Below are 24,557 nucleotides of genomic sequence, written 5' to 3' on the forward strand. Positions count from 1 at the left end.
TCTAGGGTGGTCGGCGTGACGCGTCGGACGGTGACCCTGCTCGTGGGCGTGCTGGTCGTGCTGGTGACCGGACTGCTGGGCGGGCTGGTGCCGGTGCCGTTCGTGGCGCTCGGCCCGGGACCCACCTACAACACCCTGGGCGAGGTCGACGGCACCCCGGTGGTCGCGGTCAACGGCACGCAGACCTACCCGACGGCGGGCAACCTCAACATGACGACCGTCAGCGTCAACAGCGGGCTGAGCCTTTTCGGCGCCGTCGGGCTGTGGGCCAGCGGGCGCTACGCCGTCGTGCCGCGCGAGGAGGTGTTCCCGCCCGCCAAGACCGAGGACCAGGTCAGCCAGGAGAACACCCAGGCCTTCCAGCAGTCGGAGTCCAGCGCCGAGGTCGCCGCGCTGCGCTACCTCAAGTACCCCACGGCGGTGACGGTGGCCTCGGTGACCAACGGGTCGCCGTCGGACGGGGTGCTGAAGCCGGGCGACACGCTGCTCGCGGTCGACGGCACGCCCGTCCCGGTGGCCGCGGACGTGGCGGGGACGATCTCCTCGGCCGCCCCGGGCACCACCGTGACCGTCACCTACCGCCGCGACGGTGTCGAGGCCAGCGCCCCGATCACCCTCGCCGCGCGGCCCGACGACCCGTCGCGCGGCCTGCTCGGGATCGGCACCACGGACACCCCGGACGTGCCGTTCACCGTCGACATCAGCCTGCAGGACGTGGGGGGGCCGTCGGCGGGGCTCATGTTCTCCCTGGCCGTGGTCGACGAGCTCACCCCCGGCGAGCTCAACGGCGGCGCGTTCGTCGCCGGCACCGGCACCATCGACGACAGCGGCGCCGTCGGCCCCATCGGGGGAATCCCGTTCAAGCTCGCGGCCGCCCGCGAGGCCGGCGCCACCACGTTCCTGGTGCCCGCGGACAACTGCGCGGAGGCGCTCAGCCGCGCCCCCGCGGGCCTGCGGCTGGTCGAGGTCGACAGCCTCACCTCGGCCGTGGCCGCGCTGCAGTCCCTCGACGCGGGCGGCGACGCGCCCAGCTGCCAGCCGAGCTCCTGACCCCGGGCGGCCCGCTCCGTCAGTCCAGGGTCGCCCGCAGGGCCGCGACGAGGTTCGGGGCGAGCTCGGGGTGCTCCAGCAGCTCGGGGCCGTCCTGGCCCGCCACCGCGGTGGGCTCCTCGCCCCCGGCCGGGCGCAGCTGCAGCAGGCACAGCGCGTCCCCGCCGCGCAGCACGGCGGCCACCAGGCGCGCCTCGCGGCGGGCCGGGTGCCGCGCGGCGTGGTCGATGGCGGCCTGCTCGGCGGACGCCTCGTCCGCCCCCGGGGCGCCGACGGCGTGCGCGACCGCGTCGTCCAGCTCGGCCTCCGCGTCCGGTGGCAGCACGAGGATCTCCTGGACCAGCACGCAGCCGGCGACCGCGGGCGGCCAGCTCAGCCGGGCCAGCGCCGCGTCGAGCGCCGGGGTCCCGCCGTCCTCCGCGCCGGGCAGGCCCTCCTGGGCGACCGGGGTCAGCTCCGCGCCCGCCGAGAGCTGGTCGGCCACTCCGGGCTCGGCCGCGGCGAGCTCCGCCGTCGGCACCAGGGCGAACAGCTGCGGGGGCTGGTCCCAGCCCGCACCGTCGACGAACGTGACGACCTCGCGCACGGCGGTCGAGAGGGCGGTGGGGGAGAGCTGGCTCATGGTGGGCGAGTATCCCCGCGGCACACCCCCCGGCGGCCCCCGGGCCGCTGACCTCGGTCTCGCCCGCGACGGCGGTCCGTAGACTCGGGCAGACCCGGCACGCGGCGAGCGTGAGCGGGCACGAGACCACCAGCGGCGTCCGCGCCGTGCGACGAGCTTGGAGCGTGGCCCGTGGCCGTGCGGCCCCCCACCGGATTCTCTGGACTGTCCCGACGCAGCCGCGTCCTGCTCGGCCTCGGTGTCGCGCTGCTCGTCGTGCTCTTCGGCGGGTCCCGGTTCATCAGCACCTACGTCGACTGGCTGTGGTTCGGCGAGGTCGGCTACCGCGGCGTGTTCACGACCGTCCTGCTGACCCGGGTGGTGCTGTTCCTCGTCGTCGGCGTCCTCGTCGGCGCGGTGGTGGCCGGCGCGCTGCTGCTGGCCTACCGCTCGCGGCCGGTGTTCGTGCCCGTCAGCGGCCCGGACGACCCGGTCGCGCGCTACCGCACCACCGTGATGAGCCGCGCCAAGCTGTTCGGCATCGGCATCCCGGTGGTCATCGGCCTCATCGCCGGGCTGGTCGCCCAGGGCAGCTGGACCACGGTGCAGCTGTGGCTGCACGGCACGACGTTCGACGTCCGCGACCCCGAGTTCGGCTACGACGTCGGCTTCTACGCGTTCGACCTGCCCTTCTACCGGTCCATCCTCGACTGGGTCTTCGTCGCGGTCCTGCTGGCGTTCCTGGCCAACCTGGTCACCCACTACCTCTTCGGCGGCCTGCGCCTGGCCGGCCGCGGCGGCCAGCTGACCCGCGCCGCCCGCGTCCAGCTCGCCGTCCTCGCCGGGACGTTCGTGCTGACCAAGGCGGTGGCGTACTGGTTCGACCGCTACTCGCTGCTCTCCAGCGACCGCAAGGCCCCGACGTTCACCGGCGCCAGCTACACCGACCTCAACGCGGTGCTCCCCGCCAAGCTGATCATGCTGAGCATCGCGGTGATCTGCGCCGGGGCGTTCTTCGCCGGGGTGGTGCTGCGCGACCTGCGGGTGCCCGCGCTGGCCACCGCGCTGCTGGTGCTGTCCTCGATCCTGGTCGGCGCCGCGTGGCCCGCGGTCGTCGAGCAGTTCTCGGTGCGGCCCAACGCCGCGTCGAAGGAGTCGACCCCCATCCAGCGCAACATCGCCGCGACCCGGGAGGCGTACGGGCTCACCGACCAGCAGGTGACCTACGTCAGCTACCCGGGCAACGCGACGGTCGCCCCGCAGGACGTCGCCACCGACCAGGAGACGGTGTCCAACATCCGCCTGCTCGACCCGAACGTGCTCACCAGCACCTTCACCCAGCAGCAGCAGCTGAAGAACTTCTACGGCTTCCCCGACACGCTCAACGTCGACCGCTACGAGGTCGACGGGCAGCTGCGCGACTACGTCGTCGCCGCGCGCGAGCTGGCCCCGAACGAGCTGACGGGCAACCAGACCGACTGGATCAACCGGTTCACCGTCTACACCCACGGCAACGGCTTCGTGGCCGCGCCCGCCAACCAGGTCAACGCCGCGGTCGAGGACCAGAGCAGCAGCACCGGCGGCTACCCGGTCTACACGGTCAGCGACCTGGCCTCGAAGGGCACGATCCCGCTGAGCCAGCCGCGGATCTACTACGGCCCGCTGATCGGCCAGTCCAACCCGGACTACGCCATCGTCGGCGGTGCGCCGGGCGAGGCCCCGCGCGAGTACGACACCGACACCTCGTCGTTCACCTACGACGGCTCCGGCGGCGTGCCCGTGGGCAACCTGGTCAACAAGCTGGTCTTCGCCTCGCAGTACGCGGAGCGCAACATCCTGTTCTCCAGCGCCGTCTCGGACGACTCGAAGATCATCTTCAAGCGCGACCCCCGCGACCGGGTGCAGGCCGTGGCGCCGTGGCTCACCACCGACGGTGACACCTACCCGGCCGTGGTCGACGGGCGTCTCAAGTGGATCGTCGACGGCTACACCACGCTGGACAACTTCCCGTACGCGCAGGCGACGTCGCTGGACAGCGCGACCAGCGACTCCACCGTGGTCAACGCCAACGGGGTGCGGGCACTGCCGAACAAGGAGGTGTCCTACATCCGCAACTCGGTCAAGGCCACCGTCGACGCCTACGACGGCACCGTCTCGCTCTACTCGGTCGACGACAACGACCCCGTGCTCAAGGCCTGGGAGGGCGTCTTCCCCGGGGTGGTGCAGCCGTCCAGCGCGATCTCGGCCGACCTGCGCTCGCATTTCCGCTACCCGCAGGACCTGTTCAAGGTCCAGCGCGAGCTGCTGGCGCGCTACCACGTCTCGAACCCCCTGGAGTTCTTCACCACCAACGCGTTCTGGTCCGTGCCCAGCGACCCGACGATCGAGAACAACTCGGGCCGGCTGAGCCAGCCGCCGTACTACGTCCTGGCGGCCGACCCGCGGACGAACCAGACGAGCTTCCAGCTGACCAGCGCGCTGGTGGGGCTCAACCGGGAGTTCCTGTCCGCGTACATGACCGTGAGCTCGAACCCGGACGACTACGGCAAGATCACCGTGCTCCAGCTGCCGACGGACACCCAGTCGCAGGGTCCGCAGCAGGTGCAGAACTCGATGATCTCCGCGCCCCAGGTCTCGCAGAACCTCAACCTGCTCAAGCAGCAGTCCACACGGATCCTCTACGGCAACCTGCTGACGCTGCCGGTCGGTGAGGGCGGGCTGCTGTACGTGGAGCCGGTCTACATCGAGCGGACCGGTCAGAGCTCGTCCTTCCCGCAGCTGGCGCGGGTCCTGGTGTCCTACAACGGGCAGGTCGGTTACGCGCCGACGCTGGCCGGGGCGCTGGACCAGGTGTTCGGCTCCGGGGCGGGCTCCTCGACGGTGCAGCCCCCGCCGGCCGCGGGCGGCACGGGGGGCACCACGACGCCCTCGACCACCCCGGGGACGACCAGTCCGGCACCGGCGGCGTCGGTCGGCGCGGCGGTGACCGAGCTGAACTCGGCCATCGCGGCCCTGCAGCAGGCGCAGTCCAGCGGTGACTTCTCCGCCTACGGCTCGGCCCTGGCCCGGCTGCAGGCAGCCGTGCAGGCCTACCAGCAGGTGTCCGGCCAGCCGGCGTCCTCGGCGCCGACCACGTCGCCGGTGCCGTCCTCGGCCGCGCCCGCCCCGACCACCCCGGCGCCGCAGCCGACGGGGTGACGCACGTCTCCGGCGGTGCGGACCCGGCGATTTGCTCCCCGGGTCCGCACCCCGGTAACGTTCTCCTTGCAGCGCGGGGTGGAGCAGCTCGGTAGCTCGCTGGGCTCATAACCCAGAGGTCGCAGGTTCAAATCCTGCCCCCGCTACCACCACGAAGGCCCCCGGGAGATCCTCCCGGGGGCCTTCGTCACGCCCGGGACGGCGCGTCGTGCTGGTCGGGTTGGATGGCCCCATGCGACTGACCTGGACCCAGCACGGCGACGGACGCTCGGTGGCCGACGGCGAGGTGGTCCGGCCCGGTGAGCGGCTCACCTGGCCCCGCACCGTCGGGCTCGGGGCGCAGCACGTGGTGGCCATGTTCGGTGCCACGTTCCTGGTGCCGGTGCTGACCGGGTTCCCGCCGACCGCGACGCTGTTCTTCTCCGGGGTGGGGACCCTGGGGTTCCTGCTGCTGACGGGCAACCGGGTGCCGAGCTACCTGGGCTCGTCGTTCGCGTTCATCGCACCCATCGGGGCGGCGACGGCGTCCGGGACGATGGGCGACGCGCTGTTCGGCATCCTCGTCACGGGGCTCGCCCTGACCGTCGTGGGGGTGGTCGTCCTCGTCACCGGGGCCGGGTGGATCGACGCGCTGATGCCGCCGGTGGTGACCGGCGCGATCGTGGCGCTGATCGGGTTCAACCTCTCGGGCACGGCGACGGCGAACGTGGCGAAGGCGCCGTGGACGGCCGCCGCCACGCTGCTGACCGTGCTGGTCGTGGCCGTCGTGCTGCGGGGGTTCGCGGCCCGGCTGTCCGTCCTGCTCGGCGTCGTCGTCGGCTACGTCGTGGCCGCCCTGGCCGGCGCCGTGGACCTCTCCGCGGTCCGAGCCGCCGGGTGGGTGGGGCTGCCGGACTTCGCCGCCCCGGAGCCGAGCTGGTCCGTGCTGCCCGCGTTCCTGCCCGTGGTGCTGGTGCTGGTCGCGGAGAACGTCGGCCACGTGCGCACGGTCGCCCACCTCACCGACGACCCGGGGGTCAACGCCCGCACCGGGCGGGCGCTGCTGGCCGACGGGCTCGCGACCACCCTGGCCGGCGCGGGCGGGGGTTCGGGGACCACGACCTACGGCGAGAACATCGGGGTGATGGCCGCGACCCGCATCTACTCGACCGCCGCGTACTGGGTCGCCGGGGTCGTCGCGATCCTGCTCAGCCTGTCGCCCAAGGTCGGGGCGCTGGTCAACACCATCCCGGCCGGGGTGCTCGGCGGGGTCACCGTCGCGCTCTACGGGCTGATCGGCGTCATCGGCATCAAGATCTGGATCGACAACGGGGTGGACTTCTCCCGCCCGGTCAACCAGCTGACCGCGGCGGTCGCCCTGGTCATCGGCATCGGGGACCTCACCCTCGGGGCGGGTGACGTCGTGCTCACCGGCATCGCGCTGGGCACCATCGCCGCGGTCCTCGTCTACCACGGCATGTCGACGCTGGAGCGGCTGCGCGACCGTCGCGACGGGCCCGTCGTCCGGTGAGACCGGGTCGGCTCAGCGGGGCTCGAGGAGCAGCACCGGGATCACCCGGGGCGCGGCCTTGACCTCGTAGTCGGCGAACCCCGGCGACGCCTTCTTCTGCGCCTCCCACACCTCGGTGCGCTCGTCACCGGTCAGCTCGCGCACGTGGACCTCGACGCTGGCACCGCGGTGCTCGGCCCCGACCTCCGCCGTGGTGTCGGGGTGTGCGAGGAGGTTGTGGTACCAGTCGGGGTTGTCAGGTGCGCCCGCCTTCGACGCGAACACGGCGAAGCCGTCCCCGACCGCCTGGAACACCATCGGGCTGACCCGCTGCGTGCCGCTCTTGCGGCCCGTGTGGTGCACCAGGATCATCGGCGCGCCCTCGAACGGGCCACCCACCCGCCCCTCGTTGGTCCGGAACTCCTCGACCACCTGACGGTTCCACTCGTTCATGTCCATGCGGGGAGCCTGCCACGAAACCCACCCTTGATGTTCGAACACGTGTTCGATAGTCTGGTGGGGTGGGTCGGGTCCTGGAGCTGGGCGAGGTGCGCCGGTGGCGTGACCTGCTGCTGGCCGGGGCGCTGCCCGGTGGTGGGGACGTGGTGGACGACGCGGCCCGGGTGGATCTGCTCGGCGAGCTGGAGGCGGTGAAGTCGGCGGTGTGCGCGGCGCAGGCCGACCTGGCGGTGGCCCTGGACTCCTCGACCCGGTCCCGGGAGGCCACCGCGGGGGTGCCCGCGGCTCGGCGGGGCCGCGGGGTGGGGTCGCAGGTGGGGCTGGCGCGGCGGGAGTCCCCGCACCGCGGCCAGGTGCTGCTGGGTCTGGCTCGGGACCTGCACGCGGACCTGCCGGCGACCCGGCGGGCGTTGCGGGAGGGCCGGCTCAGCGAGCACACGGCGATGCTGGTGGCCCGGGAGACGGGCTGCCTGGACCGGGCGGGGCGGGCGGTGGTGGACGCCGCGGTGTGCGGTGACCCCGAGCTGCTCGACGGGGTGGGGACGGCCCGCCTGGTGGCCGAGGTGCGCCGCCGGGTGTGCGCGCACGACCCGGCGGCGGTCACCCGCCGGGCCCGCAAGGCCGCCTCGGAGCGGCACGTCTCGCTGCGCCCGGCCCCGGACACCATGACCTACCTGACCGCCCTGCTCCCCGTCGCCCAAGGTGTCGCCGCCTACGCGGCGCTGGCCCGGGACGCCGACACCGCCCGCACCACCGTCGGGGTGGCCGGTGGAGGGGACCGGTCGCGGGGGCAGGTGATGGCCGACCTGCTCGTGGAACGGCTCACCGGGCAGTCCCAGGCCGCGCAGGTCCCGGTCACCGTCGAGGTCATCATCTCCGACACCGCCTTGCTGGGGTCCGGGCACGACCCGGCAGTGGTCCCCGGGCACGGGCCGGTACCCGCCCAGGTGGCGCGGGAGATGATCGCCGACTCCCTCGACACCGACACCAGCACCGGCCCTGTCTCGGGTGCAACCTGGTGGCGGCGGGTGTACGCCGACCCCACCGGGCAGCTGGTGGCCCTGACCAGGCGGTCCCGGTTCACCCCCACCGGGCTCGCCGCCCTGCTCCGCATCCGCGACCAGGGCCTGTGCCGCACCCCCTACTGCGACGCCCCCGCCCGCCACGACGACCACGTCCACGACGCCGCCCGCGGCGGACCCACCACCGCGGCCAACACCCAGGGCCTGTGCGAGGCGTGCAACCACACCAAGCAGACCCCCGGATGGACCGCCCGCACGATCCCCGGCGACCGGCACACCGTGCTCACCACCACCCCCACCGGGCACCGCTACCGGTCCCGGGCCCCCGCACCCCCCACCCCAGCCCGCAACCCCCAGACCGACCAGCCCGCGCCGGCCGGCCCGATCACCGTCGACATCATCCGACCCAGCCAGGTCGAGCAGCACCTCGCCGAGATCCTGCTCGCCCACACCTGAGGCCGGTCACGCCGACGTGGTCGGAGCCCGCCGACGGGCGCGCGGTGGTGCCGGGCCCTACCGTCCTGCGGGTGCGTCTCGACGGTGTGACCGGTGCCCGCGTGATCGACCAGGACGAGCCCTGGTCGTCGGCCATCACCCGGGGCGAGTGGGCCGACGGTGACCCGAGCGGCGAGCTGCTCGACGTCGGGGGCCGGGTCGTGCTGCCCGGACTGGTCGACGCCCACACCCACCTCGACAAGGCCTTCCTCGCCGACGAGCTCGAGGAGATGGGGATCGAGGCCGACGGTCTGACCGAGGCCATCGACGCCGTCAAGCAGTTCAAGGAGGCCAAGGGCGCCGACGTCGACGGCATGCTCGCCCGGGCCGAGCGCGCCCTGACGGGCATGCAGCGCGCCGGCACCGTCGCGGCCCGCGCCCACGCCGAGGTCGACCCCGTCACCGGGCTCGACCCCGTCACCGCCCAGGTCGAGCTCGCCCGGCAGTGGGCCGGCCGGGTCGACCTGCAGCTGGTCGCGTTCCCGCAGAACGGCCTCGAGGACGACGGCGCCAAGGAGCTGCTGCTGGCCGGCCTCGACGCCGGCTGCACCGTGGTCGGCGCCTGCCCCTACGTCGACGACGACCCGGCCGCCCACATCGCCTGGGCCGCGGACGTGGCCGTCGACCGCGGCCTGCCGCTCGACCTGCACCTCGACTTCTCCGACGACGCCGGGGACGGCTGGGTCGACGAGCTGCTGCGGGTGGTCGACGACCGCGGACTGCACGGCCGCGTCACGGTCGGGCACATGACTGCCCTCTCGGCGGCCCCGCGTGCGGACGCCGCGCGCCGCGCCGACGGGCTGGCCCGCACCCGCACCGGGCTGGTCTCGCTGCCCGCGACCGACACCTACCTCAACGGCCGGGGTGACGCGCGGCCGTCCTCCCGGGGCATCGCCCCCGTCCGGGAGCTGCTCGACGCCGGCGTCGCCGTCAGCTTCGCGACGAACAACCTGCAGAACCCGTTCACCCCCACCGGCACCGGCGACCTGCTCGACATCGGCCGCCTCGCGGTGCTGCTCGGGCACTTCGGCACGTGGCCCGACCAGCAGCAGGTGCTCACCGCGCTCACCGCCACCCCGGCGTCCGTCCTCGGCCACGCCGGCTGGGGCCTGCACCCCGGGGCGCCGGCGTCCGCCGTCGTGCTCGACACCGACGACCCCCGCCAGGTGCTGCGCGGCCGCCCCGAGGTGTGGGCCGTGGTGCACCGCGGTGAGCTGACGGTCCCCCCGCGCTGAGCCCTGGTGCCGCGGAACGTCGGTGGCCAGGCTGGGCGAGGTGGAGCTCGTCCCGGCACCACCCTCGCCCGCCCTGCAGCCCTTCGTCGCGTCCGTCACCGGCTACCGGCAGCGTGACGGCGCGCCCGGCACCCACCGCGGGCTGCCGTCGCCGTGGCTGACCCTGGTCCTCACCCTCGACGAGCCGCTCACCGTGCTGTGCCACCCGGACCCCACCCAGCCCGGCGGCAGCTACGACACCCTGCTCGGCGGGCTGCACACCGTCCCTGCCCTGCTCGCCCACCCCGGACGGCAGTCCGGGGTGCAGGTGGCGCTGCGACCGCTCGGGGCCCGCGCCCTGCTCGGCCTGCCCGCGGGCGAGCTCGCGGGCCTCGACGTCCGCGCCGAGGACGTCCTGGGCCCCGACGCCGACGAGCTGCGCGCCCGGCTGCTCGCCACCCCCGGCTGGCCCGCCCGTTTCGCCGCGGTCGAGGACGTGATCACCCGGCGCATCGCCGGCGCCGTCCGCCCACCGGACCCGGAGGTCGCCCGCGCCTGGTCGCTCATCACGCGCAGCGGGGGCCGCGCCGCCGTCTCCGCCGTGGCCGCGGACGTCGGCTGGGGGGAGCGGCGGCTGCACCGGCGGCTCACCGCCGAGCTCGGCGTCGGTCCCAAGACGGCGCTGCGGCTGGTCCGCTTCCACGCCACCCGCACCGCCCTGGCTCACCGTGCCGCGCGCGGCGCACCGACCGACCTGGCCGGGCTCGCCGCCACCCACGGCTACGCCGACCAGGCGCACCTGACCCGCGAGTTCACGGCGCTGGCCGGGCTCCCGCCGCGCCGCTGGCTGGCCGAGGAGCACGGCCACCCCGCCGATCCGTCCAAGACCACGACCCCCTGAGCGGAGCACCCTGGCCGTCATGACGAACCCCTCGAGCACCACCGGCACCTGGCCCACCCTGCGCGCCCGCGACGCGAGCACCCTCATCCCCTGGCTCTGCGACGTCCTCGGGTTCACCGAGACCGTCGTGCACCGCGACCCCTCCGGCCGCGTCGCCCACGCCGAGCTGGCCTGGCCCACGGGCGGGGGCCTCATGCTCGGCGACGCCCCGGCCGACCCGGCGTCGGCGGACCCGTGGGCCCTGGAGCCCGGGTCGGCGGGCACCTACCTCGTGCTGCCCGACGCGGCGGCGGTCGACGCCCTGCACGCCCGCGCCGTCGCGGCCGGGGCGACGGACGTCCGCGCGCCGTTCGACACCGACTACGGCAGCCACGACACCGCGGTCCGCGACCCCGAGGGCAACCGCTGGTCCGTCGGCACCTACCCCGGCCACGCGGCCGGCCCGGCCTAGCGGGCCAGCCGCGCCAGCACCTCGTCGTGCAGCCGGCCGTTGGTGGCCACCGCGCTGCCGCCGTGCGGACCGTCGCGCCCGTCGAGGTCGCTGAACCGGCCCCCCGCCTCGCGGACGAGGACGTCGAGCGGCGCGAGGTCCCACAGGCTCACCTCGGGCTCGCACACCAGGTCCACCGCGCCCTCGGCGAGCAGGCAGTAGGAGAAGAAGTCGCCGTAGCCGCGGACCCGCCACACCGCGTCGGTCAGGTCGAGGAAGGCCCCCCGTCGCTCCGCCCAGCCCGAGATCGAGGAGAACGAGAGGCTGGCCTCGCCGAGCCCGCCGACCCCGGACACGGCGAGCCGGCGGGCCGGCCCACCCCCCGTGCTCGCGAAGGCCCCGGCGCCCTCCGACGCCCACCACCGCCGACCGCCCAGCGCCGGCGCGCTGACGACGCCCACCACGGGCACGCCGTCGACCAGCAGCGCCACCAGAGTCGCCCACACCGGCACGCCGCGGACGAAGTTCTTGGTGCCGTCGATCGGGTCGATCACCCACTGCCGCCCCGAGAGCGCCACCTCCCCACCCATCTCCTCCCCGAGCAGCGCGTCCGCGGGCCGGGCGTCGGCCAGCAGCGCCCGCGCCGCGCGTTCCACCGAGACGTCGGCGTCGGAGACGGGCGTCAGGTCGGGCTTGGACTCCACCCGCAGGTCCAGCGCCCCGAACCGGTCGGTGGTGATCGCGTCGGCCGCGTCCGCCACCGCCAGGGCGAGCGCGAGGTCGGCGGCCAGGTCCGGGGCGGGGGTGCTCACGCGGTCCGACGCTACCCACGGCGGTGATCGTCCGCGTCCGATGGGGACGGTCTGGTGTGGACGGGGGTCGCGCGCGGTGGCACCGTGGTCGCATGGCCACGCCCGCTGCCCCCGTCAACGCCACCGCCGCCGCGCTGCTCGGGCTGCTGCACGACGGGCCCGCCACCGGCGGCGAGCTGATCGCCACCGCGCACCTCCGCCACGGCGGCTACTTCGGCCTCACCCGCAGCCAGGTCTACCGCGAGCTGCCCGCCCTGGCCGACGCCGGCCTGCTGCGCCTGGGCAAGCAGGGCGCCCGCGCCAGCCAGCAGTACGTCATCACCGCCGCGGGCAAGAAGGCGTTCCGCACCTGGGTGGCGTCGGGCGCCGGTGAGGTCGACGCGGTCCGCAGCCCGCTCGCCCTGCGGCTCGTCCACGCCGACCACCTCACCGCCACCCAGCGCGCGGACCTCGTCGAGCACGCCCGCGCCGCGGTGGCCGAGCGCGTGGTCACCGCGCGCCGGGCCGTGCCCGCGGCCGAGACCCCCGCGCAGAAGGCCGCGGCCGAGTTCGCGCTGGCCCACGTCCGGGCCCTGGCCAAGCTGGTCGACACCGTCAGCAAGCTCTGAGCGCGGCGGTAGCCTGCGGGACGTGCACCCGGACGTGATCGCTGACCTCGCCGAGCTCGACACCACCCTGAAGACGGTGGAGGCCGTGCTCGACGTCGAGGAGCTGCGCCGCCGCATCGACGAGCTCGAGCAGCAGGCCGTCTCCCCGGACCTGTGGGACGACCAGGAGCACGCCCAGCAGGTGACCAGCCAGCTCTCGCACTCCCAGGCCGAGCTGCGCCGGGTCGAGGCGCTGCGCACCCGGCTCGACGACCTGCCGACCCTCTACGAGCTGGCCGAGGACGAGGGCGGGGAGTCCGGGGCCGAGGCCGCCGCCGAGGCCGACGCGGAGCGGACCACGCTGCGCACCGACATCGCGGCCCTCGAGGTCCGCACCCTGCTCTCCGGGGAGTACGACGCCCGCGACGCCCTGGTCAACATCCGCTCCGGCGCCGGCGGGGTCGACGCCGCCGACTTCGCCGAGATGCTCATGCGCATGTACCTGCGCTGGGCGGAGAAGCACGGCTACGGCACCGAGGTCTACGACACCTCCTACGCCGAGGAGGCGGGCATCAAGTCCGCCACGTTCGCGGTCAAGGCGCCGTACTCCTACGGCACGCTCTCGGTCGAGCAGGGCACCCACCGGCTCGTGCGGATCAGCCCCTTCGACAACCAGGGCCGCCGCCAGACGTCCTTCGCCGAGGTCGAGGTGCTGCCGGTGGTGGAGACCACCGACCACGTCGAGATCGACGAGAACGACCTGCGGGTCGACGTCTACCGCTCCTCGGGCCCCGGCGGGCAGAGCGTCAACACCACCGACTCCGCGGTCCGGCTGACCCACGTGCCCACCGGCATCGTCGTCACCTGCCAGAACGAGAAGAGCCAGCTGCAGAACAAGGTCGCGGCCATGAAGGTGCTGCAGGCCAAGCTGCTCGAGGTGCAGCGCAAGGCCGAGCGGGCCGAGATGGACGCGCTCAAGGGCGACGGCGGCAGCTCGTGGGGCAACCAGATGCGCTCCTACGTGCTGCACCCCTACCAGATGGTCAAGGACCTGCGCACCGAGCACGAGGTCAACAACCCCTCGGCGGTGCTCGACGGCGAGATCGACGCGTTCCTCGAGGCCGCCGTGCGCTGGCGCAAGCGCGAGGTCCAGGCCTGAGCGTCGGGCCCGCGGCGCCGCGGGTCGGGGGAGCGGTCGGCGGGCCCGGCTAGACTCCGAGGTCGTGATCAGCGTCGAGAACGTCTCCAAGTCCTACAAGACCTCCACCCGCCCCGCCCTCGACGGCGTCAGCATGGAGGTCGAGAAGGGCGAGTTCGTCTTCCTCATCGGCGCGTCCGGCTCGGGCAAGTCCACGTTCCTGCGGCTGCTGCTGCGCGAGGACGTGCCCTCGTCCGGCGACATCCACGTCGCGGACTTCCACGTCAACCGGCTCGCCGCGCGGCGCGTGCCCCGGCTGCGCCAGCGCATCGGCTGCGTGTTCCAGGACTTCCGGCTGCTGCAGCAGAAGACCGTCGGGGACAACGTCGCCTTCGCCCTCGAGGTCATCGGCAAGCCCCGCGGCACCATCAAGAAGGTCGTCCCCGAGGTGCTCGACCTCGTCGGGCTCTCCGGCAAGGGCGACCGGCTGCCCACCGAGCTCTCCGGCGGCGAGCAGCAGCGCGTCGCCATCGCCCGGGCCTTCGTCAACCGGCCCCTGCTGCTGCTGGCCGACGAGCCCACCGGGAACCTGGACCCGGACACGAGCCAGGACATCATGCTGCTGCTGGAGCGGATCAACCGCACCGGCACGACCATCCTCATGGCCACCCACGACAACCACATCGTGGACTCCATGCGGCGCCGGGTCATCGAGCTCGACCTCGGCAAGGTCACCCGGGACGAGGCCAGGGGCGTCTACGGCGTCGGTCGCTAGACCGCGCGACGACCCCGCCCCCGGCCCCACACCACTGCTAGGAGCTCCCACCCCATGCGTCTGTCCTTCGTGCTCAGCGAGGTCCTCACCGGCCTGCGCCGCAACATCACCATGACCCTGGCGATGATCATCACCACCGCGATCTCGCTGGGCCTGCTCGGCGGCGGGCTGCTCGTCGTCCAGATGACGAACAAGACCGAGAAGATCTACTTCGACCGCGTCGAGGTGGCCGTCTTCCTCACCAACGACGTCTCCGGCGGCGACCCGGGCTGCACCGGCCCGATCTGCGCCGCGCTGCGCAGCCAGCTCGAGGGCACCCCCGGGGTCCAGTCGGTGCAGTACGAGAGCCGGGCCGACGCCTACACCCGCTTCCAGGAGGTGTTCGCCAACCAGCCCGAGCTGGTCCAGCTGGCCCGCCCGGAGTCGCTGCCCGCGTCCTTCCGGGTGCGGCTGACCGACCCGCAGCGCTTCGCGGTCATCCAGGAGCAGTTCGCCACCCAGCCGGGCGTCGACCGCGTCGTCGACCAGGCCGACCTGGTGCAGCGGCTGTTCTCCGTGCTGGGCGGGGTGCGCAACGCCGCCTTCGCCATCGCGGTGGTGCAGGCCATCGCCGCGCTGCTGCTCATCGCGAACATGGTCCAGATCGCCGCCTACACCCGGCGCACGGAGGTGGGGATCATGCGCCTGGTCGGGGCGACCCGGTGGTACACGCAGCTGCCGTTCCTGCTCGAGGCCATGGTGGCCGGCGTGATCGGCTCGCTGCTCGCGGTGGGCGGGCTGTTCGCGGCGAAGTCGCTGTTCATCGACAACGTGCTCTCCGACCTGTACTCGTCGAACATCATCGGCCAGATCACCACGGCGGACGTGGTGCTCGTCGCCCCGGCGCTGGTCGCCGCGTCGGTGGTGCTCTCCGGGATCACCGCCTACGTCACCCTGCGCCTCTACGTGCGGCAGTAGCGCCTGCGCGGATCCGGCCGGGTGGACGTGCGTGGGATGATGGAGCCATGAGGGAGAAGGGGCGCAAGGTCATCGCGTCCAACCGCAAGGCGCGCCACAACTACACCGTGCTCGACGTCTACGAGGCCGGGGTGGTGCTGGTCGGCACCGAGGTGAAGAGCCTGCGGGAGGGCAAGGCGTCGCTGGTGGACGCGTTCGCGACCGTCGACAGCGGCGAGGTGTGGCTGCGCGGCTTGCACATCCCGGAGTACACGCAGGGCACGTGGACCAACCACACCCCGCGGCGCACCCGCAAGCTGCTGCTGCACCGCAGCGAGATCGAGCGGCTCGTCGGCAAGACCCGCGAGGGCAACCTCACCCTCGTCCCGCTGTCGATGTACTTCTCCGACGGCAAGGTCAAGGTGGAGCTGGCGCTCGGCCGGGGCAAGCAGGCCCACGACAAGCGCCACGACCTCGCCCGCCGCGACGTCGAGCGCGAGGTGACCCGCGAGCTGGGCCGCCGCGTGAAGGGCATGCGGTCCTGAGCGCACCGGGCCCGGCCACCGACGCGGACGTCCGGGGCTGGGTCGACGCGCTGGGCCTGCCCGGTCTGGTCGACCTGCACACCCACTTCCTGCCCGAGCGGGTCATGGCGAAGGTGTGGGACTACTTCGAGCACGCCCACACCCACTACGGCACCGCCTGGCCGGTGCAGTACAAGCTGCCGGTGCCCGAGCGCCTCGCGCTGCTGCGCGGCTGGGGCGTGGGGACGTTCGCCCCGCTGGTGTACCCGCACAAGCCGGGCATGGCGGAGTGGCTCAACGACTGGGTGGCGGGGTTCTCCGCCGCGACGCCGGACGCCGTCCCCACCGCCACGCTGTTCGCCGAGCCCGGCGCCGACCGGTACCTGGGCCGGGCGCTGGACGCCGGCGCCCGGGTGGTCAAGGTGCACGTGCAGGTGGGCGGGTTCGACCCCCGCGACCCCGTGCTCGACGCCGCGTGGGGTGTGCTGGCCGAGCGGGGCACGCCGGTGGTGATCCACTGCGGGCACGGGCCCATCCCGGGCGCGCACACCGGGATCGACGTGTTCGCCGAGGTCCTGGGGCGCCACCCGGCGCTGACGGCGGTCATCGCCCACGCCGGCATGCCGGACTACGAGGCGGCGTGGGGGCTGGTCGAGCGGTTCGACCGGGTCCACCTGGACACGACGATGGTGGGCACCCCGTTCGTCGAGGCCATGATGCCGCTGCCGCAGAGCTGGGTGCGGCGGCTCGTCGAGCACCCCGACCGGGTGGCGCTGGGTACCGACTTCCCCAACATCCCCTACGACTACGCCACCCAGCTGCGCGCGATCGCCGGCTGGGCGGCCGCCGACGACCGGCTCGGGGAGGCGTTCCTGCGCGCGGTGCTGCACGACACCCCAGCGCGCCTGCTCGGGCTGTAGCCCGTGCTCGCGGGACTGCTGGGGCTGCTCGCCGCCCTGGGCTACGGGGTGAGCGACTTCGTCGGCGGGGTCGCCGCGCGCAAGGTCGCCGCGCTGCGGGTGGTGGTCGTGTCCTACCCGTTCTCGGTGGTCCTCGTCGCGGCGCTGCTGCCGTTCGTCGGCGGCCGCGTCACGGTCGGGTCCCTGGTGTGGGGCGGCCTGGCCGGGGTCGTGGCCGGGGTGGCGGTGTGGTCGTTCTACGTCGCGCTCGGGGCCGGGCCGATGAGCGTGGTCTCCCCGCTGACGTCGGTGCTGGTGGTGGCTCTGCCGGTGGCGGCGGGCATCGCGCTGGGGGAGCGGCCCTCGGCGCTCGCGCTCGTCGGAGCCGTGGTGGCGGTGGTGGCCGTGGCGCTCGTGAGCCGGGAGCCGGGGACGGTCGCCGGCGAGCAGAAGCCCTTCACCCGGCACGTCGCGCTGCTCACGGTGGTCTCCGGGGTCGCCTTCGCCGGGTACTTCGTGCTGCTCGACCGGGTCGAGAGCGGGACCGGACTCGGCCCGCTGCTGGTGTCGCGGGTGACGGCCAGCCTGGTGGTGCTGGCCGCGCTGGCGCGCAGCTCGGACCGGGCGGTGGTGCGCGGCCGGGTGCTGGCGCTGGCCCTGCTGGCGGGGGTGCTCGACGTGGTCGCCAACGTCGCGTTCCTCTACGCCCTGCAGGCCGGGTACCTCTCGCTGGTGAGCGTGGTGACGGCGCTGTACCCGGCGGCGACGGTGCTGCTGGCCACGGTGGTCCTCGGCGAGCGGACCGGGCGGGTGCAGGTGGTCGGGATGGGCCTGGCCGCGGCCGCCGTCGCGCTGATCGCGTCGCAGGGATGATCCTGACGGGCGCGGGGGTTACAGTGGGCAGTCCCGGCGACGGTCGTCGGGCGCGTACGGGGATGAACGGTTTCGACTTCGTACGGTGATCCAGGGGAAGCGTGCCGGTGCAGGCAACCGACCACCGTGAGCGTCGTTGCAAACATATAAGCGCCGACTCCAGTCAGCGCGAGTTCGCCCTCGCCGCCTGAGCGAGTAGCGACTCTGTCAGACCGGGTGTGCCCTCGCCCCGGACCCTGGCATCGACTAGAGGGCTCTTACCCGGCGGATCGGCCACGGACCCGCCGGGGACATCACACAGTGGCTGGGATCGTCATCCTGACTCGTCCGCGTGATCAGGAGATCCGAGCAGAGACGTAGCGGACTGCGCACGGAGAAGCCCTGGTGACGCGACGGAGGACCCGGGTTCGATTCCCGGCATCTCCACAGGCACGACCGACGAGGGCCCCACCTGGAGGTGGGGCCCTCGTCGCGTCACGACCGGGGTCAGCTGAGCCCGTCGCGCAGCTCGCGGCGCAGGATCTTGCCGGCCGCCGACACCGGGATGGTGTCCACCAGCCGTACCTCGCGGAGCTTCTTGTATGGCACCACCTGGGCGTTGACGAAGGCCATGAGGTCCTCCGGCGTCGTCGTCGCGCCCGGGGCCAGGGCCACGAAGGCCACCGGCAGCTCGCCGGCCTCGTCGTCGGGCCGGCCGACCACCGCGGTGTTCGCCACGTCGGGGTGGGTGAACAGCAGCTCCTCGAGCTCGCGGGGGAACACGTTGTAGCCCTTGTAGAGGATCATGTCCTTGGCGCGGTCGACGATGGCCAGGTAGCCGTCGTCGTCGATCGTCCCGATGTCGCCGGTGCGCAGCCACCCGTCGCGCAGCACCTCGGCGGTGGCGTCGGGCCGGCCGCGGTAGCCGCGCATCACCTGCGGGCCCTGGATGGCGACCTCGCCGCGCTCGCCCGCGGGGACGTCGGCGAAGTCCGCGTCGACCAGCCGGATCTCCGTCCCCGCGATGGGCAGCCCGACGGTGCCGGCCCGCCGCTCCCCCGAGCGCCACGCCGGGTTCAGCGTCGCGGCCATCGTCACCTCGGTCAGGCCGTAGCCCTCGCAGACCACCGCGTCGGGGAAGCGCTCCTGCAGCGCCTCGAGCACGGTCACCGGCAGCGGCGCCGCCCCCGAGTTCAGACCGCGGACGCCCGAGAGGTCCCGGGTGGCGATGTCGGGGTGGCGCAGCAGCGCGACGAACACCGGCGGGGCGCCGCCGATCATCGTGGCCCCGCACGCCTCCAGCCCGGCCAGGAACGCCCCCGGCTCGAAGCGCTGCTGGATCGTCGTCGAGAACCCCGTCAGCACCGGGACCGACAGGTAGCCGATGACGCCCATGGCGTGGAACCACGGCGTCAGGTTGACCGTGGCCCCGGTGCCGATCCGGGTGGGCCACTCCTCGACGCTGCCGACCTGCTCGGCGACGAGCCGGCCGTCCTCGACGGTGACCGTCACCCCGCCGTTCCAGGCCGCCGACTGCAGCACGTTGGTCAGCACCATCGTGTGGGTGAGCTCGACGCCCTTGCTGCGCCCGGTGGTGCCGCCGGTGTAGGCGACGTGCGCGATCGTGGCGGCCGGGTCCAGCTCGGGGTCGGGCGCCGTGGTGTCCTGGCCCGCGACGAGCTCGGCCAGGGTGACCGAGTCGGGCAGCTCGGCGTCGACGGTGACGACGAGGCGGGCGGGGATGGCGCCGCGCACCGCCTGCAGCGCCTGGGCGACCGGACCCCAGGTGACGACGGCGACCGCGCCGGCGTCGGCGAGCTGGGCGGCGAGGTCGGGCGGGGGCAGCAGCGGGTTGGTCGGGCTGAACACGGCTCCCGCCTGCAGCACGCCGTAGTAGACGCCGGGGTACTCCAGGCAGTTCGGCATGTGCACGGCCACCACGTCACCGGGGGAGACGCCGCGGGCCCGCAGCCCGTTCGCGACCTGCGCGGCCTGCGCGCCGAGCTCGGCGTAGGTGAGCGTGCGGTCGTCCTGGGTGTAGGCGACCCGGTCCCCCCACTGCGCGGCGGCGCCGCGGACGACGGCGGCCACGTCGACCGACGGGACCTCCAGGTGCTCCGGCAGTCCGGGCGGGCTGGTGCGGGTCGCGGTCGTCACGGGCCACCTCCTGGCGGGCGGCTCGTCGGTGAGCCGCATCACGCCCAGGCTAGCGCCGACGGGCCCGGGAGCGCGTGCTCCCGGGCCCGTCGTGCGCGGTGGGTCAGGCGGCGTCGGTCAGCGTCGCCAGGTCCTCGTCGGACAGCGTCAGCCCGGCCGCGCCCAGGTTGTCCTCGAGGTGCTCGACCGAGCCGGTGCCCGGGATGGGCAGGTTCACCGGCGAGGACTGCAGGATCCAGGCCAGGGCGACCTGCGACGGCGAGGCGCCGGTGCGGGAGGCGATCTCGTCGACCGGCCCGCCCTGCTTCGCCAGCTCGCCGGCGGAGACCGGGGCCCACGGGATGAAGCCGATGCCGTTGGCCGCGCAGTAGCGCGCCACCTCGGCGTCGGTGCGGTCGGTCAGGTTGTACCGGTTCTGCACGGTGGCCACGGTGAAGAACTCCCCGGCGGCCTTGATCTCGTCGACCGAGACCTGGGAGAGGCCCAGCGCCTTGACCTTGCCCTCGGACTGCAGGTCGCGCAGCGTCGAGAACTGCTCCTCGCGGTCGACCTTGGGGTCGATGCGGTGCAGCTGGAACAGGTCGAGGGCGTCGACCCCGAGGCGCCGCAGGCTCTTCTCGGCCTGCTGACGCAGGTACTCCGCGCGGCCCAGCGGGATCCACTGGTCGGGCCCGGTGCGGGTCAGCCCGGCCTTGGTGGCGATGACGAGGTCGTCGGCGTAGGGGTGCAGCGCCTCGCGGATGATCTCCTCGGAGACGTCGGGGCCGTAGGAGTCGGCGGTGTCGATGAGCGTCACGCCGAGCTCGACGGCGCGGCGGAGCACGGCGCGGGCGGTCTCGCGGTCGGCGGGCTCACCCCAGACGCCCTCACCGGTGATGCGCATGGCGCCGAAGCCCAGGCGGTTGACCGGGCCGACGCCCGGGATGTCGAAGGAGCCGCTGGCGGCGGCGTCCGGTGCGGTGGTGGTCGAGGTCATGCCCGGTGCAACGGGGGCGGGCGCCCGGCTTGTTCCACGCCGTCCGCACGGCCGAGCGCCGGTGTGTCGCGGCCCCAGGGGGCGGGACCCGCGCGACACACCGGCGCTCGGCGGGCGGCTACCCGGTCGCGCCGCTGAGGTCGTAGACGGTGCTCGACCCGACGGTGGTGGCGGTGAAGGTGGAGCTCACCCACTGGCTGATCTCCGACGCGGTGCTGCCACCGCCCCCGCCCCCGGCACCGCCGCCGGCCACGTAGTAGGTGACCTGGTGGGCGGCGACCAGGGCCTGGAACTGCGCCAGGGTCGGGGTGGGGTCGGAGCTCCAGCCGCCGATGGCGATCACCGCGGTGCCGCTGGCCAGCTCCATCGTGGCCGCCGACTGCGAGCCGTCGGTGGCCGCGGACCAGGTGGTGGTCGTCGAGGACAGCAGCGAGGCGAGCTCGGTGTCGGCGGTCTGCCCGCCGGAGCCGTTGCCGGACCCGCCGGAGCCGTTGCCGGACCCGCCGGCGCCGTTGCCGGACCCGCCGGCGCCCGCCCCGGTGGGTGCGGTGCCACCCGAGGGTGGTGCACCCTGTGTCCCGCTTCCGCCGGCGCCGGACGGGGCCGTCCCGGACGGGGCCGTCCCGCCGCCCGGGGCCGTCCCGCCGCCGCCGGTGGGCGCCCCGCCGCCCGCGCCACCCGTGTCGGCCACTGCTCCCGTCGGCCCCGCGGTGGGGATGGAGCCGCCGTGCGGGGTCGCGGCGGTGGCGACCGCGTAGGCCGCGGTGCCCGCCAGGCCGGACAGCACCCCGACCAGCAGGGCCGCGACCGTCAGCCGTCGCAGTCCGGCGAGCGAGCCGGCGACGAGGCCGACCGCACCCAGGACCGACCCGACGAGGACCACCCAGCGCAGCTCCGGGTGCCACGAGGCGTCGCGCGCCAGCAGGACGACGCTCCACCCGCCCGCGGCCAGGACCAGGGCGGCCAGGCCTGTGCGGGAGGCCACGCGGTCACGCCGGGCCCACAGCGCGGCGCCGCCGACGCCGAGGACACCGCCGATCGCCGGGGCCAGCGCCACCGTGTAGTACGGGTGCACCGTGCCGGACATGTAGCTGAAGACCAGGCCGGTCACCAGCAGCCAGCCGCCCCAGAGCAGCAGCCCGGCACGCGCCGGGTCGGTGCGGGGCGCACGGCCGCGGACCACCAGGCCCAGCACCAGCGCGAGCAGGGCGGCGGGCAGCAGCCACGAGATCTCGATGCCCATCTCGGAGCCGAACAACCGGTCCAGCCCGGTCGCGCCACCGAACGACGACCCGGCCGCGGCGGTCGAGCCGCCACCACCGCCCCCGTTGCCGGCGCCCCCGAGGATCCGGGCCAGGCCGTTGTAGCCCAGCACCAGGTCCATGACGGTGTTGTCCGTCGAGCCGCCGATGTAGGGCCGCGCGTCCGCGGGCCACAGCTGCACGGTGAGCACCCACCAGCCGGCCGAGACCACCAGGGCCGCAGCCGTACCCAGCAGGTGGCCGAGGCGGCGGCGCAGCGAGGTGGGGGCCGCGACGAGGTAGGTCAGGCCGAACGCGGGCAGCACGAGCAGGCCCTGCAGCATCTTGGTCAGGAACGCGAGGCCGAGCAGGACCCCGGCCAGGGCGAGCCAGCGTCCGCTCGCCCGCGGCAGCGCCCGGACCACGGCGTACCCGGCCGCGGTCATGAGCAGCACCAGCAGGGCGTCGGGGTTGTCGAAGCGGAACATCAGCGCCGCCGCCGGGGTCAGCGCCAGGACCGCCCCGGCGAGCAGCCCGGCGGCGGGGCCCGAGGTGCGGCGGACCGCGGCGTGCAGGAGGCCGACCGACGCCACGCCCATCAGCGCCTGGGGGACCAGCAGCGACCAGCTGGAGAAGCCGAAGATCCGGGCGCTCAGGCCCATCACCCACAACGACGCGGGCGGCTTGTCCACGGTGATGAACGACGCCGAGTCGAGCGAGCCGAAGAACCAGGCCTTCCAGCTCTGCGTGCCCGCCTGCACCGCGGCGGCGTAGAAGGTGTTGGCGAACCCGCTCGCGGCGAGGTCGGTGAGGTACAGCGCGCCGGTGCCGGCGAGCAGCACCGCGAGCGCGGCCCACTCCCAACGGGGTCGGCCGCGCCGCGGACGCGGCTCTCCGGCGGCCGGGATGGTGCCGGGCGGGGCGGGATCGGGGTCGCGCCGGTGGGCGGCGCGGGGGGCGGTCAGCAGGCTCACGGTGGGTCCTCCGGCTCGGGGTCGGACGCCAGCGTGCGGGCGGCTGCCGGGCGGTCGCTGCGAGGCGGCTGCGGCCCGGCTGTGAACGCAACCTCGCCTCGTGGCTGCAGGAATCACGCACGGGGCAGGATGGGGCCCCGCACCACCACCGCGAGCAGAGGGAGCAGCACATGGCGCACGAGCGGGCCGGCCAGGTCGCGCGGCCGGAGGACCTCGTCGACCTCGCCCACCTGGTGACGGCCTACTACACGCTCACCCCGGACCCCGAGGACCCCGCGCAGCAGGTGGTGTTCGGCACCTCCGGGCACCGCGGCTCCAGCCTCGACGCCGCGTTCAACGACGCCCACATCGCGGCCACGACCCAGGCGATCTGCGAGTACCGGGCCCAGCAGGGCACCACCGGGCCGCTGTTCGTCGGCCGCGACACCCACGCCCTGTCCGAGCCCGCCTGGGTGACCGCGCTCGAGGTCCTCGCGGCCAACGACGTCACCGTGCTCGTCGACGACCGCGACGCGTTCACCCCCACCCCCGCGGTGAGCCACGCGATCCTGCGGCACAACCGCGGGGACGGCCCGCGGGCCGACGGCATCGTCGTCACCCCGTCGCACAACCCGCCCCGCGACGGCGGGTTCAAGTACAACCCGCCGAACGGCGGGCCGGCCGGCTCCGACGCCACCGGGTGGATCGCGGACCGGGCCAACGCCCTGCTGCGCGCCGGGCTCGACGGCGTCGCCCGGGTGCCCTTCGCCCGGGCGCGGGCCCAGGCGCAGGGCTACGACTTCCTCGGCACCTACGTCGACGACCTGCCCAGCGTCGTCGACCTCGAGGTGGTCGCCAGATCGGGGCTGCGCATCGGCGCCGACCCCCTCGGCGGGGCGAGCGTGCACTACTGGGGCGAGATCGCCGAGCGCCACGGCCTCGACCTCACCGTGGTCAACCCGCTGGTCGACGCGACGTGGCGCTTCATGACCCTCGACACCGACGGCAAGATCCGGATGGACTGCTCCTCGCCCAACGCCATGGCCTCGCTGATCGGCGCGCGGAGCTCCTACGACCTGGCCACCGGCAACGACGCCGACGCCGACCGCCACGGCATCGTCACCCCCGACCACGGCCTGATGAACCCCAACCACTACCTCGCGGTGGCCATCGACTACCTGTTCTCCCACCGCGACGGCTGGCCCGCGGGCACCGCGGTGGGCAAGACCCTGGTCAGCAGCTCGATGATCGACCGGGTGGTGGCCGACCTGGGCCGCGAGCTCGTCGAGGTGCCCGTCGGGTTCAAGTGGTTCGTGCCCGGCCTGCTCGACGGCTCCGTCGGCTTCGGCGGCGAGGAGAGCGCCGGGGCGTCGTTCCTGCGCCGCGACGGCTCGGTGTGGACGACGGACAAGGACGGCCTGCTGCTCGACCTGCTCGCCTCGGAGATCACCGCGACGACGGGGAAGACCCCGTCGCAGCGCTACGCCGAGCTGACCGGCCGGCACGGCAACCCCGCCTACGCGCGCACCGACGCCCCCGCCAGCCGGGAGCAGAAGGCGACGCTGGCGCAGCTGTCCGCCGACCAGGTCAGCGCCGACACCCTGGCGGGCGAGCGCATCACCGCGGTCCTCACCGAGGCCCCGGGCAACGGCGCGGCCCTGGGCGGGCTCAAGGTGGTCACCGAGAACGCCTGGTTCGCCGCGCGGCCCTCGGGCACCGAGGACGTCTACAAGATCTACGCCGAGAGCTTCTCCGGCGCGGGCCACCTGGCCGACGTGCAGGCCGAGGCGCAGCAGCTGGTCGACGGGGTGCTGGGCGCCTCGTGAGCGACCCGCGGACCACCCCGTG

Annotated in this window: 21 protein-coding genes, 1 tRNA gene and 1 other RNA gene; 17 read left to right on the plus strand and 6 right to left on the minus strand. The window is 74.2% G+C overall.

Annotated elements, in window-relative coordinates:
- Positions 1–15 precede the first annotated feature (15 nt).
- Positions 16–1,050 carry a YlbL family protein gene (locus tag ACYVOF_RS11310; protein WP_460866530.1) on the plus strand — a complete coding sequence of 345 codons (1,035 nt, stop codon included), beginning with the start codon at positions 16–18 and terminating at the stop codon, positions 1,048–1,050.
- Positions 1,051–1,069: 19 nt separating this feature from the next.
- On the opposite strand, the gene ACYVOF_RS11315 is transcribed toward ACYVOF_RS11310, so the two are convergent.
- On the minus strand, positions 1,070–1,672 hold the full coding sequence (locus ACYVOF_RS11315) for a PPA1309 family protein (protein WP_460866532.1): 603 nt from the start codon (positions 1,670–1,672) through the stop codon (positions 1,070–1,072).
- Positions 1,673–1,843: 171 nt separating this feature from the next.
- Here ACYVOF_RS11315 and ACYVOF_RS11320 point away from each other — a divergent pair, with 171 nt between their 5' ends.
- The 3 genes from ACYVOF_RS11320 (at position 1,844) to ACYVOF_RS11330 (ending at position 6,359) form a co-directional block, all read left to right on the plus strand.
- Positions 1,844–4,849, plus strand: coding sequence for a UPF0182 family protein (locus tag ACYVOF_RS11320; RefSeq protein ID WP_460866534.1), 3,006 nt, complete (start codon positions 1,844–1,846; stop codon positions 4,847–4,849).
- A 72-nt stretch (positions 4,850–4,921) separates the two neighbouring features.
- Positions 4,922–4,998: transfer RNA gene (locus ACYVOF_RS11325), tRNA-Met, on the plus strand.
- A gap of 83 nt (positions 4,999–5,081) precedes the next feature.
- On the plus strand, positions 5,082–6,359 hold the full coding sequence (locus ACYVOF_RS11330; protein WP_460866536.1) for a uracil-xanthine permease family protein: 1,278 nt from the start codon (positions 5,082–5,084) through the stop codon (positions 6,357–6,359).
- A 12-nt stretch (positions 6,360–6,371) separates the two neighbouring features.
- Here ACYVOF_RS11330 and ACYVOF_RS11335 read toward each other — a convergent pair whose 3' ends face one another.
- Complete coding sequence (locus tag ACYVOF_RS11335; protein ID WP_460866856.1) at positions 6,372–6,791, minus strand: nitroreductase/quinone reductase family protein; 420 nt, start codon at positions 6,789–6,791, stop codon at positions 6,372–6,374.
- Positions 6,792–6,922: 131 nt separating this feature from the next.
- On the opposite strand from ACYVOF_RS11335, the gene ACYVOF_RS11340 reads away from it, so the two are divergent.
- The 4 genes from ACYVOF_RS11340 to ACYVOF_RS11355 all read left to right on the plus strand — a co-directional run bounded on the left by ACYVOF_RS11340 (position 6,923) and on the right by ACYVOF_RS11355 (position 10,880).
- Positions 6,923–8,275 carry an HNH endonuclease gene (locus ACYVOF_RS11340; RefSeq protein WP_460866857.1) on the plus strand — a complete coding sequence of 451 codons (1,353 nt, stop codon included), beginning with the start codon at positions 6,923–6,925 and terminating at the stop codon, positions 8,273–8,275.
- 71 nt (positions 8,276–8,346) lie between these two features.
- Positions 8,347–9,549, plus strand: coding sequence for an amidohydrolase family protein (locus tag ACYVOF_RS11345; protein ID WP_460866538.1), 1,203 nt, complete (start codon positions 8,347–8,349; stop codon positions 9,547–9,549).
- Positions 9,550–9,589: 40 nt separating this feature from the next.
- Positions 9,590–10,429 carry a helix-turn-helix domain-containing protein gene (locus tag ACYVOF_RS11350; protein WP_460866540.1) on the plus strand — a complete coding sequence of 280 codons (840 nt, stop codon included), beginning with the start codon at positions 9,590–9,592 and terminating at the stop codon, positions 10,427–10,429.
- Between the two features lie 19 nt (positions 10,430–10,448).
- On the plus strand, positions 10,449–10,880 hold the full coding sequence (locus tag ACYVOF_RS11355; RefSeq protein WP_460866542.1) for a VOC family protein: 432 nt from the start codon (positions 10,449–10,451) through the stop codon (positions 10,878–10,880).
- Here the strand turns inward: ACYVOF_RS11355 and ACYVOF_RS11360 are convergent.
- Entirely contained in the window at positions 10,877–11,671 is a 795-nt protein-coding gene (locus ACYVOF_RS11360; RefSeq protein WP_460866544.1) for an inositol monophosphatase family protein, read from the minus strand. The two genes, ACYVOF_RS11355 and ACYVOF_RS11360, sit on opposite strands and share 4 nt — an antisense overlap.
- Before the next feature lie 92 nt (positions 11,672–11,763).
- Here ACYVOF_RS11360 and ACYVOF_RS11365 point away from each other — a divergent pair, with 92 nt between their 5' ends.
- The 8 genes from ACYVOF_RS11365 to ssrA all read left to right on the plus strand — a co-directional run bounded on the left by ACYVOF_RS11365 (position 11,764) and on the right by ssrA (position 17,832).
- Positions 11,764–12,279: a PadR family transcriptional regulator gene (locus ACYVOF_RS11365; protein WP_460866546.1), complete on the plus strand. Its 516-nt coding sequence runs from the start codon at positions 11,764–11,766 to the stop codon at positions 12,277–12,279.
- Positions 12,280–12,301: 22 nt separating this feature from the next.
- Positions 12,302–13,417, plus strand: coding sequence for a peptide chain release factor 2 (prfB, locus tag ACYVOF_RS11370; protein WP_460866548.1), 1,116 nt, complete (start codon positions 12,302–12,304; stop codon positions 13,415–13,417).
- Between the two features lie 64 nt (positions 13,418–13,481).
- On the plus strand, positions 13,482–14,171 hold the full coding sequence (ftsE, locus tag ACYVOF_RS11375; RefSeq protein WP_460866549.1) for a cell division ATP-binding protein FtsE: 690 nt from the start codon (positions 13,482–13,484) through the stop codon (positions 14,169–14,171).
- Between the two features lie 54 nt (positions 14,172–14,225).
- Positions 14,226–15,128, plus strand: coding sequence for a permease-like cell division protein FtsX (gene ftsX, locus ACYVOF_RS11380; protein WP_460866551.1), 903 nt, complete (start codon positions 14,226–14,228; stop codon positions 15,126–15,128).
- A 47-nt stretch (positions 15,129–15,175) separates the two neighbouring features.
- Positions 15,176–15,652, plus strand: a complete 477-nt coding sequence (gene smpB, locus ACYVOF_RS11385) for an SsrA-binding protein SmpB (protein ID WP_460866553.1) — start codon at positions 15,176–15,178, stop codon at positions 15,650–15,652.
- A 74-nt stretch (positions 15,653–15,726) separates the two neighbouring features.
- A complete protein-coding gene (locus tag ACYVOF_RS11390) occupies positions 15,727–16,551 on the plus strand; it encodes an amidohydrolase family protein (protein ID WP_460866859.1) in 825 nt (274 codons plus the stop codon).
- Between the two features lie 3 nt (positions 16,552–16,554).
- Complete coding sequence (locus tag ACYVOF_RS11395) at positions 16,555–17,403, plus strand: EamA family transporter (protein ID WP_460866555.1); 849 nt, start codon at positions 16,555–16,557, stop codon at positions 17,401–17,403.
- Positions 17,404–17,461: 58 nt separating this feature from the next.
- Positions 17,462–17,832: a transfer-messenger RNA gene (ssrA, locus tag ACYVOF_RS11400) on the plus strand.
- A gap of 57 nt (positions 17,833–17,889) precedes the next feature.
- Here the strand turns inward: ssrA and ACYVOF_RS11405 are convergent.
- From ACYVOF_RS11405 to ACYVOF_RS11415, 3 genes are all read right to left on the minus strand, one after another.
- Positions 17,890–19,539, minus strand: coding sequence for a class I adenylate-forming enzyme family protein (locus ACYVOF_RS11405; protein ID WP_460866557.1), 1,650 nt, complete (start codon positions 19,537–19,539; stop codon positions 17,890–17,892).
- A 103-nt stretch (positions 19,540–19,642) separates the two neighbouring features.
- Positions 19,643–20,515 (minus strand): aldo/keto reductase, encoded by an 873-nt coding sequence (locus tag ACYVOF_RS11410; RefSeq protein WP_460866558.1) that lies wholly within the window; start codon positions 20,513–20,515, stop codon positions 19,643–19,645.
- Between the two features lie 118 nt (positions 20,516–20,633).
- Positions 20,634–22,730: an ArnT family glycosyltransferase gene (locus ACYVOF_RS11415; RefSeq protein WP_460866560.1), complete on the minus strand. Its 2,097-nt coding sequence runs from the start codon at positions 22,728–22,730 to the stop codon at positions 20,634–20,636.
- Positions 22,731–22,900: 170 nt separating this feature from the next.
- Here ACYVOF_RS11415 and pgm point away from each other — a divergent pair, with 170 nt between their 5' ends.
- The gene (pgm, locus tag ACYVOF_RS11420; protein ID WP_460866561.1) at positions 22,901–24,535 is read left to right on the plus strand and encodes a phosphoglucomutase (alpha-D-glucose-1,6-bisphosphate-dependent); all 1,635 of its coding nucleotides are present in this window, start codon (positions 22,901–22,903) and stop codon (positions 24,533–24,535) included.
- Positions 24,536–24,557 lie beyond the last annotated feature (22 nt).

The organism is Rhodococcus aerolatus (assembly GCF_054783215.1).

Excerpts from the sequence above, each read along its gene's own strand:
- ACYVOF_RS11315 (WP_460866532.1), bottom strand. The coding sequence starts at position 1,672 with ATGAGCCAGCTCTCCCCCACCGCCCTCTCGACCGCCGTGCGCGAGGTC.
- ACYVOF_RS11330 (WP_460866536.1), top strand. The coding sequence starts at position 5,082 with ATGCGACTGACCTGGACCCAGCACGGCGACGGACGCTCGGTGGCCGAC.
- ACYVOF_RS11335 (WP_460866856.1), bottom strand. The coding sequence starts at position 6,791 with ATGAACGAGTGGAACCGTCAGGTGGTCGAGGAGTTCCGGACCAACGAG.
- ACYVOF_RS11355 (WP_460866542.1), top strand. The coding sequence starts at position 10,449 with ATGACGAACCCCTCGAGCACCACCGGCACCTGGCCCACCCTGCGCGCC.
- ACYVOF_RS11365 (WP_460866546.1), top strand. The coding sequence starts at position 11,764 with ATGGCCACGCCCGCTGCCCCCGTCAACGCCACCGCCGCCGCGCTGCTC.
- ftsX (WP_460866551.1), top strand. The coding sequence starts at position 14,226 with ATGCGTCTGTCCTTCGTGCTCAGCGAGGTCCTCACCGGCCTGCGCCGC.
- smpB (WP_460866553.1), top strand. The coding sequence starts at position 15,176 with ATGAGGGAGAAGGGGCGCAAGGTCATCGCGTCCAACCGCAAGGCGCGC.
- ACYVOF_RS11410 (WP_460866558.1), bottom strand. The coding sequence starts at position 20,515 with ATGACCTCGACCACCACCGCACCGGACGCCGCCGCCAGCGGCTCCTTC.
- pgm (WP_460866561.1), top strand. The coding sequence starts at position 22,901 with ATGGCGCACGAGCGGGCCGGCCAGGTCGCGCGGCCGGAGGACCTCGTC.